Annotated in this window: 6 protein-coding genes and 1 pseudogene; 4 read left to right on the top strand and 3 right to left on the bottom strand. The window is 72.0% G+C overall.

Going from position 1 to position 12,164, the window contains the following annotated elements; genetic code table 11:
- Positions 1-76: 76 nt before the first annotated feature.
- The gene (locus AC08OJ_RS14615; RefSeq protein WP_476595997.1) at positions 77-3,226 is read right to left on the bottom strand and encodes an AAA family ATPase; all 3,150 of its coding nucleotides are present in this window, start codon (positions 3,224-3,226) and stop codon (positions 77-79) included.
- Entirely contained in the window at positions 3,226-4,413 is a 1,188-nt protein-coding gene (locus AC08OJ_RS14610) for an exonuclease SbcCD subunit D (protein ID WP_476595996.1), read from the bottom strand. Before AC08OJ_RS14610 ends, AC08OJ_RS14615 begins: the two co-directional genes overlap by 1 nt.
- Positions 4,414-4,807: 394 nt before the next feature.
- Between AC08OJ_RS14610 and AC08OJ_RS14605 the strand changes: the two genes are divergently transcribed.
- The 4 genes and pseudogenes from AC08OJ_RS14605 to AC08OJ_RS14590 all read left to right on the top strand — a co-directional run bounded on the left by AC08OJ_RS14605 (position 4,808) and on the right by AC08OJ_RS14590 (position 10,412).
- On the top strand, positions 4,808-6,067 hold the full coding sequence (locus tag AC08OJ_RS14605) for a glutamate-5-semialdehyde dehydrogenase (protein WP_476593462.1): 1,260 nt from the start codon (positions 4,808-4,810) through the stop codon (positions 6,065-6,067).
- 83 nt (positions 6,068-6,150) lie between these two features.
- Entirely contained in the window at positions 6,151-7,776 is a 1,626-nt protein-coding gene (gene aceB, locus AC08OJ_RS14600) for a malate synthase A (protein WP_476595995.1), read from the top strand.
- A gap of 185 nt (positions 7,777-7,961) precedes the next feature.
- Complete coding sequence (locus AC08OJ_RS14595) at positions 7,962-8,849, top strand: AAA family ATPase (protein ID WP_476593464.1); 888 nt, start codon at positions 7,962-7,964, stop codon at positions 8,847-8,849.
- Positions 8,850-8,965: 116 nt separating this feature from the next.
- A pseudogene (locus AC08OJ_RS14590) lies at positions 8,966-10,412 on the top strand (vWA domain-containing protein).
- Between the two features lie 60 nt (positions 10,413-10,472).
- Here the strand turns inward: AC08OJ_RS14590 and pgm are convergent.
- The coding region (pgm, locus tag AC08OJ_RS14585; protein WP_476595994.1) for a phosphoglucomutase (alpha-D-glucose-1,6-bisphosphate-dependent) at positions 10,473-12,164 on the bottom strand (1,692 nt) is incomplete at its 5' end.

Below are 12,164 nucleotides of genomic sequence, written 5' to 3'. Positions count from 1 at the left end.
CCGGCCGAGTAGTGGTGTATCCGGGCCAGCGGTGTGTTAGGGCCAGCAGTGTGTCCGGGTCAGTGGTGCGTCCGGGTCAGGACGTGGTCTCGACCCGGCTGCCGCCGACCCCTTTGACGACCCGGATCTGGTTCGGGATGCGCTGGCGCAGCTCGGTGACATGGCTGACGACGCCGACGAGCCGGCCGCCGGAACGCAGCTCGTCGAGGACGGTCATCACCTCGTCGAGGCTGTCCGGGTCGAGCGTGCCGAAACCCTCGTCGATGAACAGCGCGTCCATCCGCCGGCCTCCCGCCTCGGCCGTCACGACGTCGGCGAGCCCGAGGGCCAGTGACAGCGCCGCCTGGAAGGTCTCCCCGCCGGACAGGGTGGCGGTGTCGCGCCGCCGGCCGGTCCAGGCGTCGTCGACCAGCAGCCCGAGGCCGGCGCGCCGGCGCTTGTCGCGGCTTTCCCCCGCGTCGTGCACCAGAGTGAACCGGCCGCCGCTCATCGCCGCGAGCCGATGGCTGGCGGCAGCGGCCACCTCTTCCAGCCGGGCCGCCAGCACGAAGCTGGACAGCGGCATGCGCTCGGTGTTGGCACCCCGCCCGGCGGCCAGATCGGCGAGTCCCCGCAGCTCGTCCGCCGCCTCCCGCAGCGGATCCAGGGTAGTGAGCTTCTCGGTGAACTCCGTGACCAGCGCGGCCAGCCGTTCGGCCCGTTCCCGGGCGCGTGCGGCCGTGGCGAGCGTGCTCTCGTGGACCTCGCGGGCGTCGGCCACGGCCGTCTCGTGGTCGGCCAGCGGGACCTCGGTGTCCGGGTCGACGGCGAGATCCTCGCCCGCCAGCCTGGCCCCGACGGCGACGAGCTCGTCCCGATGGGCTCGGATCTCGTCCGCGGCGCGGCGCATCCAGTCGGAGTCCCGCACGGCCTCGGCGGCGTCGTCCAGGTCGGAGAACCCCGCCTGCCGCGCCTGGTCGAGGGCGGCCGTCCCGGCGCGGATGTGTTCGGCCCGGGCCTGCTCGGCTGCCAGGGCCGCGGCCTGCGCGGCCTCGTGATCGGCGGCGAGGGCGGTGACGGCACGGCGGCGCGCGGCCAGTGCCTCGGGGTCGCATAGCTCCGCCGGAACGCCGGCGAGCCGCCGGGCGGCACGGCCCCGGGCGTCCGCCGCGCGTTCCCGGGCTGCCTGCGCCGCGGTCCGTGCGGCGGAATGGCGGGCCGCGGCCTCCTTCTCGTTCTCGTGGACCTCGCGCAACGCGGCCTCCGCCGCGGCGAGCTTCTTAGCCGCCCGGGTCCGGGCGCGGACCGTGTGGGTCAGCACGGCGGCGAGTTCATCGAGCCGATCCGCGACCGGCGCCTCGGAGCCGCCCAGTAGCGTCGCGACCGGAAGCGCGCGGATCTCGGCGAAGGCGGCCTCGACGCGGTCGTCCGGGTCCGCGCTGTGGTCCGGGTCCGCCCTGTCGTTCGGGTCCGCGCGGTCGTCCCCGTCCGTTGGGCCGACCAGGTCGGCGTGCAGCGCCCGGACCCGGGACTCCCAGTGGGCCACCGCCCGGCCTGCCCTCGTCGCGGCGTCGGCGAGCCGGTCCGCCTCCTGCCCGGCCGCGGTCTCGGCGTCCTTGCTCACATGATCGGCCCGGGTCTCGGCCGGGTCGGGATGCTCCAGGGCCCCGCAGACCGGACAAGGCGTGTCATGGACAAGCGCGGCGGCGAGTTCGGCGGTGATGGCGTCGAATCGCTGCCGCCGGAGGTCGGATGCGTGGGTCCGGGCCGCGGATGCGTCTCGTTCGGCCTCGTCGGCCACGGTCCGCACCTGCCGCCCCTCCCGGACGGCGGAGGCCAGCTCCTTGGCCCACCGGGCCCGTTCGACCAGGCCGGGCAGGGCGGCGCCGGCTCGCCGGGCGACCTCCACCCGGGCCTCGGCCTCGACACGGGCGCGGGGCAGCGTGACGCTGATCGCCTCGGCGAGTTCGGCGGCGGACCGGGTGTGGGCGGCCGTGTCCCGGTCGGCCCCGGTGGCCTCCTCGGCGTCCCGCTCGGCGGCGGCGAGGGTGTCGGTCAACGTTTCCAGTCGCCCGGTCTCGGTGTGGGCGAGGCGGGCCAGGCGGGCGAGTTCCTCGGCAGGCGCCTCGGCAGGCCTCCCGGTGGCCTCCTCGGGCAGCGGTCCCGAGGGGGTGGGTTCTCCCCCGGGGAGGAGCCCGGATGGATGGCGTCCGAGCCGGTCCCGGGCGTCGCGTTCGTCGGCCTCGGCCCGGTGGACCGCCGCGGTGCGGCGGCGGACCTCGTCCAGGGCGGGCGCGACGACAGCGGCCCGGCGGGCCGCGTCCAGCCCGGTGGTGAGCAGCTCGATCCGGGGTGCCTGTGCCGCGAGCTCCTCCTGCCGGGCGGCCAGTATTCGGCGCTGCTCGACGCGTCGGGCGAGGTCGCGTGCCTGGTCCAGGGCCTCCTCGGCCGAGGTGCGCCGTGCTGCCGCCGCGCCGGCCGCCTCGTCGGCCGAGATGGCCGCCGCCGCGGCGGTCCCGGCGAGGTCCGCGGCCCAGCCGGCGTCGGCCGTCGGATCCTCCGGCTCGTCGACGGCCGCCACCTGCGAGACCCGGGCGGTCACCCGGTCGAGCTCAGCGCGGGCCAGCGCCAGCCGTTCGGCGGCGATCTTTGCCCGGTCCAGCAGCCACTGCTCGGCGTACTCGAAGCGGTTGACGTGGAACAGCCGCTTCAGGAGCTTCTCGCGCGCACCGTGGTCGGCCTGGAGAAAGTCAGCGAAGCGTCCCTGCGGGAGCATGATGACCTGGAAGAACTGCTTGTCGCTCATGCCGACGAGCAGGTCGATCTCATGGCCGACGTCCTCCATGCGGGTGGCGGCCATCTCCCAGCCGCCGGCGCCGTCGAACCGTTCCAGCCGCGCCGTCGGATGGGCGCGGGTCGTCCCGCCGCCGCGTTTCGGCTTGTCCCAGGCGGGGCTGCGGGTGATCCGGAAGCGTCCCGCCGCCACCGTGAACTCCAGCGTCACCTCCGGCCGCAGGGATGCCGCGGCGTGGTGCGAGCGCAGGTCCGGCGGCCCGGAGACCTCCCCGCGCATCCCCGGCACCCGGCCGAACAGCGCGAACCCGACCGTGTCGAGCAGCGTCGTCTTGCCGCCCCCGGTTTCCCCGCAGAGCAGGAGCAGGCCGCCGCTGCCGAGGACGTCGAAATCGATCTCGACGGTGCCGGGGAAGGCGCCGAACGCCGCCAGGGTCAGGTGGTGGGGACGCATCAGGCGACTTCCTCCTCGGCCCGGCGGGCGGCGCCGAGGGCTTCGGCGAGCAGAGCACGTTCCCGAGCCGAGGGAGCGCTGCGCACATGGGCGACGAAGGCCTCGGCGATCTCCAGCTCCGAGCGTCCCCGGGTCCGCCGGCCGAAACTGAGCATCTCGTCGGGTTCCGTCTCCGGTTCATGCGCGAGTCGCAGGGCGAAGGGGAACCGGCGCTGCAACCGGGCCATGGCGTCCATGGGGCGGATGGGGTCGGTCAGCACGGCGGAGACGAAGTCGGCCTCGCGCGGGGCATGGGCGGGGTCGGTGAGGAGGTCGGCAAGACTGCCGCGTAGCAGGGCCATCCGCCGCCGGGCGGGAACGCCGATCCGGGTCACGTTCCCCAGCCCGGTCGGACCGATCTCGACGAGCAGCGACGCCTTCGCGTCGCCGGACTCCGAGAAGGAATAGGCCAGTGGCGATCCGCTGTAGCGGACGGACGGGGCGATCGCCTGTGGCCGGTGCAGATGGCCGAGTGCGGTATAGGTGATCCCCTCGAACAACTGGGCCGGCACATTGCCCACTCCGCCGACGCTGATGTCGCGTTCGCTCTCGCTCGCCGCCCCGCCGGTGACCCAGGCGTGCGCCACCACGACGGACCGGGCAGCCGGATACCGTGCGAGGTCGGCCCGCACCGCGTGCATGGCCCGGTGCATCGCCCGGTGCATCGTCGCGGCGGGGAGCCCGGCGGCCGGGGCGCCCGAGCCGGATGGCGCCTGCGCCGGTTCGGGAAGCCGGGAGTTCGCCGCCGACGGCTCCAGGTAGGGGATCGCGTATACCCGGACCGCCCCGGCGGGATCCTCGACGACGACCGGATCCCCGACCGCGGCCGGATCCGTCCGGATGCGGACGCGGGGGTCGAGCAGGCCGGCCTTGTCGCCGAGCCGGCGGGCCGCGTCGTGGTTGCCACTGATCACCACGACCCGGGTGTCGGCGCCGCGCAGTCGGGAGAGCGCTTCGTCGAAGAGCTCCAGCGCGCCCACCGGCGGGATCGCCCGATCGTGCACGTCGCCGGCGATGAGCACGACGTCGACGCCCTCGGAACGGACGACGTTGACGAGATGATCGACGAAGGCCGCCTGGGCCGGCATCAGATCGTGACCGTACAGGCCACGCCCGAGATGCCAGTCGGACGTGTGCAGCGCACGCATGCGAGCACGGTAGGCAACCCCGTCGAGATGATCGTCACGGGGTCCGAACTGCGCGCCTTTCCGGCTGTTCCGGTTATCACCCTCCGCGTCCCTGCCTGTCGCGTCCCTGCCTGTCGCGGACCTGGCGGATCGCGGACCTGGATAACGGGATAAGTAGATGAGTAGTTAGGATTAGGAATAAAATAACTTGTTCACTTCGGGGTCCTCGCGAGCCCGTGACCTGCGAAGACGCATATTGGCTTGCATTAATTACTTCATTACGAATTCTTAACGGATGCAGGGATGAGTAGGTGACGGATGCGGGTGAGGAGCGATGAACGGCACGACCGCCGTGCCACCGGTAGCCTCGTAGCGGCGGGCAGCGCCGCGGCGCCCGCCTAACGGAGGACCCGAGATGAGCACCTCTGCGGAGGATGTCCGAGGCAGCGCCGTCCGTGCCAAGGCGGCGGCGGCCCTGCTGGCCCCGCGTAGCCGCGCCGAGAAGGACCGCGCGCTGCTCGCCATGGCCGACGCGTTGATCGCCCGTTCCACGGAGATTCTCGCCGCGAACGCCGAGGACGTCGCTGCCGCGCGGGCGGCGGGCACCGCCGAGGCGATAGTCGACCGGCTCACCCTCACCCCAGCCCGGCTCGCCGGCATGGCCGACGGCCTGCGTCAGGTCGCGGCGTTGGAGGACCCGGTCGGCGAGGTCGTGCGCGGCCGGGTGCTGCCGAACGGGATGGAGCTGCGCCAGATCCGGGTGCCCCTCGGCGTCGTCGGGATCATCTACGAGGCCCGGCCGAACGTCACGGTGGACGCCGCGGGCCTGTGCCTCAAGAGCGGCAACGCCGCGTTGCTGCGCGGGAGCGCCTCCGCGGTGCGTTCCAACACCGCGCTGGTGGCGGTGCTGCGCGCCGCCGCCGTCGCGAGCGGCTTGCCGGCGGACGCGGTGCAGCTTGTCCCCGGGGTGGACCACGACGCGGTCAAGCACCTGATGCGGCTGCGCGGGCTCGTCGACGTGCTCATCCCGCGGGGTGGCGCGGGTCTGATCCGGGCGGTCGTCGAGGAGTCGACGGTGCCCGTCATCGAGACCGGGGTCGGCAACTGCCACGTGTATGTGGACGCCGACGCCGACCTCGACCAGGCGCTTGCGATCACCGTCAACGCGAAGACCCAGCGGGTCTCGGTGTGCAACTCGGCGGAGACCCTGCTCGTGCACGCTGGCGTGGCCGGGGAGTTCCTGCCTCGGGTGCTGGCCGCCCTGCACGACGCCGGGGTCACCGTGCACGGCGACGAGGCGGTGCGCGCCGTCGATCCGCGGGTGCTGCTCGCCACAGACGACGACTGGGCGGCCGAGTACCTGTCGTTGGACATGGCCGTCGCCGTCGTCGACTCTCTCGACGACGCGGTCGCGCACATCCGGCGCTGGGGCAGCGGGCACACCGAGGCGATCGTCACCCGGTCTCTGCCGGCGTCGCGACGGTTCATCACGACCTGCGATAGCGCGGCCGTCATGGTGAACGCCTCGACCCGTTTCACCGACGGGGAGCGGTTCGGGATGGGTGCCGAGATCGGCATCTCCACCCAGAAGCTGCACGCCCGCGGCCCGATGGGGCTGCCCGAGCTGACCTCGACGACGTGGGTCGGCGTCGGCGACGGGCATCTGGTCACCTGAGGTCCGGGTCACCTGAGGTCCGGGTTACCGGGCCCGCCGGATCGGGCCGTCCGGGACGCAACGGAACCGGGAAGGGAATAGGTATGGGCTCGTTGGACGGGGTGACGGTGCACGGGGTGTCCGCGGTGCGGACCGTGCCGGGACTCACCGCGGATCAGGTCGACGCGGTGCTCTCCGACGACGCGCTGGCCTTCGTCGCCGGATTGCACCGCACGTTCGCCGGCCGGCGTGCCGAACTGCTCGCCGCCCGGGTCGCCCGCCGCGCCGCGATCGCCGCCGGGGCCACCCTCGACTTCCTGCCGCAGACCGCCGACATCCGGGCCAGGAACTGGCGGGTCGCGTCACCGGCGCCGGGGCTGGTCGACCGCCGGGCCGAGATCACCGGCCCGACCGACGCCAAGATGCTCATCAACGCGCTCAACAGCGGTGCCCGGGTCTTCATGGCGGACCTCGAGGACGCTAATGTGCCGACCTGGTCGAACATGGTCGTCGGGCAGCACAACCTGAGTGAGGCCGTTGCCGGCACGCTCGCCTTCACCTCGCCCGACGGCCGTCGTTACGAGCTCGACGAGTCCACGGCGACGCTCGTGGTGCGCCCGCGCGGCTGGCACCTGCCGGAGCGGCACGTCACCGTCGACGGGGAGCCGATCGTCGCCGCGCTCTTCGACGCCGGGATGCACCTGGTCCGCAACGCGCATGCCCTGCGGGCTACGGGCGTGGCGCCGTACTTCTACCTGCCGAAGCTGGAGAGTCATCTCGAGGCCCGGCTGTGGAACGACGTGTTCACCGCGGCGCAGGCCGAGCTCGGCCTGCCCGTCGGCACCATCCGGGCGACCGTCCTCATCGAGACGCTGCCCGCCGCCTTCGAGATGGAGGAGATCCTCTACGAGCTGCGGGAGCATTCCGCCGGACTCAACGCCGGCCGCTGGGACTACATGTTCTCCACCATCAAGACGTTCGCGTCCCGGCCGACGGAGTTCCTGCTGCCCGACCGCAACGGCGTGACGATGACGGTGCCGTTCCTGCGCGCCTACACCGAGCTGTTGGTCTCCACCTGTCATCGCCGCGGCGCGCACGCGATCGGCGGGATGGCGGCGTTCATCCCGTCGCGGCGCGACCCCGAGATCAACGCCGCGGCCCTGGCGAAGGTGCGCGCCGACAAGGAGCGGGAGTCCGCGGACGGGTTCGACGGGAGCTGGGTGGCGCACCCTGACCTGGTGCCGGTGTGTACCGAGGTCTTCGACGCGGTGCTCGGCGACGAGCCGAACCAGCTCACCCGGTTGCGTGACGACGTCAAGGTCGGCGCCGGCGACCTGCTGGCGGTGCGCGACACTCCGGGTTCCGTCACCGCGGCCGGGGTCCGCGGGAACATCAGCGTCGGGGTGCGCTACCTGGAGAGCTGGCTGCGCGGGATCGGGGCGGTCGGCATCGACAACCTGATGGAGGACGCCGCCACCGCTGAGATCTCCCGTAGTCAGATTTTCCAGTGGATAGCCGCCGGGGTCGTGCTCGACGACGGCCGTCCGGTCACGGCCGATCTGGTCCGGACCACTCTGGCGGAGGTGCTGGACCAGATCCGGCTCTCCATCGGCGCCGCCGCCTTCGACAACGGCCGCTGGAAGGACGCGGCGGCGGTGTTCGAGGAGACGGCGCTCGGCGAGACCTTCGTCGAGTTCCTCACTCTTCCCGCCTACGAGCGGATCGGCTGAACCGGCGAACACTTCGGGCGAACACCTCGGGAGAATCCCCGGGTGAACCGGCGGCGAACAGGTCGATGAGCAGCCCGCGGGTATCCGCCCGGCGGACGGCGGCGCGCAAGGCGTAGTCACCCGTCTGCGGCGCCAGCCTGGCAGTATGGACAGGGCGATGCCTGACACGGGGACGGAAGGTGGCCATGTCGCTGCAGGAACACGCTTTCGCCGAAGTCGCTGATGTGCGGGAACGGCTTCGCGTGACCGGATACCTTGCGGACGAGGCGATTGCCACCACAGTCTTCCTCGCGGATCGGCTGCGTAAACCGTTGCTTGTGGAGGGGCCCGCGGGTGTCGGTAAAACCGAGCTCGCGAAGGCGCTGGCGACCGCGGTTGGCGCCGAGCTCATTCGGCTGCAGTGTTACGAAGGGCTTGATGAAGCTCGCGCATTGTACGAATGGAACTACAAGAAGCAACTGCTGCGCATTCAGGCCGGATCGGGAGACGGCGGTGCCGAGGGTTGGCAGCAGGCCCACGACGACATCTTCAGCGAGGAGTTCCTGCTCTCTCGGCCGCTGTTGACGGCGATCCGCCGCCAGGAGCCGACGGTGCTGCTCGTCGACGAGACCGACAAGGCCGACGTCGAGGTGGAAGGCCTGCTGCTGGAGGTGCTGTCCGACTTCCAGGTGACGATTCCGGAGCTCGGTACCATCAGCGCCGCCCGCCGTCCCTTCGTCATCCTGACCTCCAACGCGACGCGGGAGCTGTCCGAGGCGCTCAAGCGGTGCTGCCTCTACCTCAACCTGGACTATCCCTCGGCCGAGCGGGAGAAGGAGATCCTGCTCTCCCGGGTGCCCGATCTCCCGGAGAGGCAGGCCGAATCGCTGGTCCGGATCGTCCGCGCGCTGCGGGCGATGGAACTGAAGAAGGCGCCCTCCATCGCCGAGACCATCGACTGGGGCCAGACCGTGCTCGCGCTCGGATTCGACACATTCGACGAGGCCGCCGTCGCCTCGACCCTCGGCGTCGTTCTCAAGCACGCCAGCGACCAGGCCCGAGCCATCAGTCACCTCAAGCTCGGCGCGAACTGAACCGCCCGAGCCCAACCCATCGACTCCATCAACTCCATTGAACTGATCGAATCCATCGAACTGATTACTAGCTGACGGCCGTCGCCACGGCCGCACGTCCACGAGGGGGCGCCGGCATGAACCTGCTGGACCGCACCGTCGATTTCACCGCGGCGCTGCGCCGGGCCGGTGTCCCGGTGAGCAGCGCCGAGACCGTGGATGCCGCCAGGGCCATCGGCGCGCTGGGCTGGGCCGAGCGGGACGCCGTCCGGGCAGCGTTCGCGGCGACCCTGTGCAAGCGGCCGCTGTACCGGCCGGCTTTCGATACTCTGTTCGACCTGTACTTCCCGCCCCGGATCGGGGACAGCGTGTCGCTGGACGACCTGGACGACCTGGACGACTTGGACGACCCGGCCGGGGCGGCGAACGGCGCGGCGGGGGACGTCGGCGTCGACCCTGGCGAGCTGTCGCCCGAGCAGCTGGAGGAGCTGCGCCAGGTGCTGCGCGACCAGTTGCTCGACGCGCTGCATGACGGCAACGACGAGGCGCTGCGCGCGCTTGCCCGGCAGGCGGTGAGCGCGTTCGGGTCGGCGCGCGGCAGCTCCGCCCGCTCGTGGTTCATCTACCAGGGTGCTGCGGGTGATGTCGGCGGAGACCCTCATCGCCGATCTGCTCGCGGCGATGCTGGCGGATTCCGAACGTGGCGGACTCGCCGAACGGGCCGTCCGGCAGACCATCACCGACCGGATCCGCGAGTTCGAGGAGATGGTGTCCACCGAGGTGCGGCGGCGGATGGCCGAGGAACGCGGCCTCGATGCGGTCGAGCGCACCGCGGTGAAGCCGCTCAGCGACCAGGTCGAGTTCCTGCGAGCCTCCCAGCGGGACCTGGTGGAGCTGCGCCGGCAGGTTTACCCGCTCGCCCGGCGGCTGGCGACCCGGCTGACCGCGCGGCGCCGGCTCGGCCGCATCGGCCGGCTGGACTTCCGGCGCACGGTGCGGGCGTCGCTGGCTACCGGCGGCGTACCGGTGGAGACCAGGCACCGCCCGCACAAGCCGCACAAGCCCGAGCTGGTCGTGCTGTGCGACGTCTCCGGCTCGGTGGCCTCGTTCGCGCATTTCACCCTGATGCTGACCCATGCGCTGCGCGAGCAGTTCGCCAAGGTTCGGGCGTTCGCCTTTATCGACACGACCGACGAGGTCACCAGGTATCTGCGCGGCCTCGACCTCGGCGACATGATGGCCCGCATCTCCGGAGAGGCGGACCTCGTCTGGTTCGACGGGCACAGCGACTACGGGCATGCCATCGAGGTCTTCGCCGAGAAGTACCCCGAGGCGGTCGGTCCCAAGACGTCGCTGCTGATCCTCGGTGACGCCCGGAACAACTACCGACCGACCTCGGCGACCATCTTCAGGCGACTGTGCTCGCAGGCCCGGCACTCCTACTGGCTCAACCCGGAGCCGCGCAGCTACTGGGGCTCGGGCGACGCGGCGACAAACGTGTACGCCGAGCTCGTCGACGAGATGGTGGAGTGCCGCAACATCGAGCAGCTTCAGGCGTTCATCGGGTGGCTTCTTCCGTCTTGACGGTCCCCAGCCCCGGCCCGGTCCCCGGCCGGCTCCGGGACCGGCCTGGGACCGGCAGGATCAGCCGCGGGCGAGGGCGGCGTCGACGATCGACTGTGCCTCCGTGATGACCTCGTCGAGATGCCCGGGGCCCCGGAAGCTCTTCGCGTAGATCTTGTAGACGTCCTCGGTGCCGGAGGGCCGGGCGGCGAACCAGGCGTCGTCGGTGACGACCTTCACCCCGCCGATCGCCGCGCCGTTGCCCGGCGCGTGCGACAGCGCGGCGGTCACCGGCGAACCGGCGAGCGTCGTCGCGCTGAGGCTCTCCGGGGTGAGCGCGGCCAGGATCTTCTTCTGCGCCGGGGTGGCCGGCGCGTCGACCCGCCGGTAGGCCGGGGCGCCGTGGGCATCGGTGAGCTCCCGGTACAACTGCCCGGGGTCCCGGCCGGTGACCGCCGTCATCTCGGCGGCGAGCAGGCAGGCGATGATCCCGTCCTTGTCGGTCGTCCACACCGCGCCGTCGCGGCGCAGGAACGACGCGCCCGCGCTCTCCTCGCCGCCGAAGCCCAGGTTCCCGTCGGTCAGACCGGCCACGAACCACTTGAAGCCCACCGGCACCTCGACCACGTCGCGGCCGAGGCTCGCCCCGACCCGGTTGATCATGCTGGAACTGACCAGCGTCTTGCCGATCGCCGTCCCGGTCGGCCAGCCCGGGCGGTGGCCGAACAGGTAGGCGATGGCCGCGGAGAGGTAGTGGTTCGGGTTCAACAGCCCGGCCGTGCCGGTGACGATGCCGTGCCGGTCGGCGTCGGCGTCGTTGGCGAGGGCGACGTCGAACGAGCCGGCCAGCCGCACCAGGGAGGCCATCGCGTACGGCGACGACGGATCCATCCGGATCCTGCCGTCCCAGTCGGTCGTCATGAAGGCGAAGGTCGGGTCGATCGTGGTGTTCACCACGTCGAGGTCCAGCTTGTACCGCTCGGCGACGGCCTGCCAGTACACGAGGCTCGCCCCACCGAGCGGGTCGACGCCGATGCGCACCCCGGCGCCGCGGATCGCGTCGAGATCGATGACGTCGCCGAGGTCCGCGACATAGGCGCCGACGTAGTCGTGGACCACGGCGGCGGCGCGCGCCTGCGGGTACGGCACCCGGGCCACGCCCGCGAGGCCACCGTCGAGCAGGGCGTTCGCGCGATCCTGGATGACCTTGGTGACGCCGGTGTCCGCCGGACCGCCGTGCGTCGGGTTGTACTTGAACCCGCCGTCGGCGGGCGGATTGTGCGACGGCGTGACGACGATGCCGTCGGCGAGGCCGCGCGCCGGGCCGGTCGCGCCGGTGGTGCCCGTCCTGCCCGTCCTGTTGCTTGACGTGCGCTCGCGGTTGTGGCGCAGGATCGCGTGCGAGATCACCGGGGTCGGGGTGGCCTCGCCGTCCGGGGCGATGCGTACCGCGACGCCGTTCGCGGCGAGGACCTCCAGGGCGCTCGCGAGCGCGGGCGCCGACAGTGCGTGCGTGTCGATCCCGACGAACAGCGGTCCGTCGACGCCGGCCTCCTTCCGGTAGTCGCAGATCGCCTGGGTGGTGGCCAGGATGTGGTCGGCGTTGAAGGAGCCGCGCAGCGCCGAGCCACGATGACCGGACGTGCCGAACGACACCCGCTGGGTCGGATCGGTGGGATCGGGATGGATCTCGTGGTAGGCGGCGAGCAAGCCGTCGACGTCAACGAGATCCTCGGGGGCGGCGGGTTGCCCCGCACGCGGACTGGTCGGCAT

This window comes from Frankia sp. CgKIO3, from assembly GCF_977946435.1.
This window is presented reverse-complemented; position numbering and strand designations above follow the sequence as displayed.

Coding starts and splice junctions, on each gene's coding strand:
- AC08OJ_RS14615 (WP_476595997.1), bottom strand. CDS start 3,226: ATGCGTCCCCACCACCTGACCCTGGCGGCGTTCGGCGCCTTCCCCGGC.
- AC08OJ_RS14610 (WP_476595996.1), bottom strand. CDS start 4,413: ATGCGTGCGCTGCACACGTCCGACTGGCATCTCGGGCGTGGCCTGTAC.
- AC08OJ_RS14605 (WP_476593462.1), top strand. CDS start 4,808: ATGAGCACCTCTGCGGAGGATGTCCGAGGCAGCGCCGTCCGTGCCAAG.
- aceB (WP_476595995.1), top strand. CDS start 6,151: ATGGGCTCGTTGGACGGGGTGACGGTGCACGGGGTGTCCGCGGTGCGG.
- AC08OJ_RS14595 (WP_476593464.1), top strand. CDS start 7,962: ATGTCGCTGCAGGAACACGCTTTCGCCGAAGTCGCTGATGTGCGGGAA.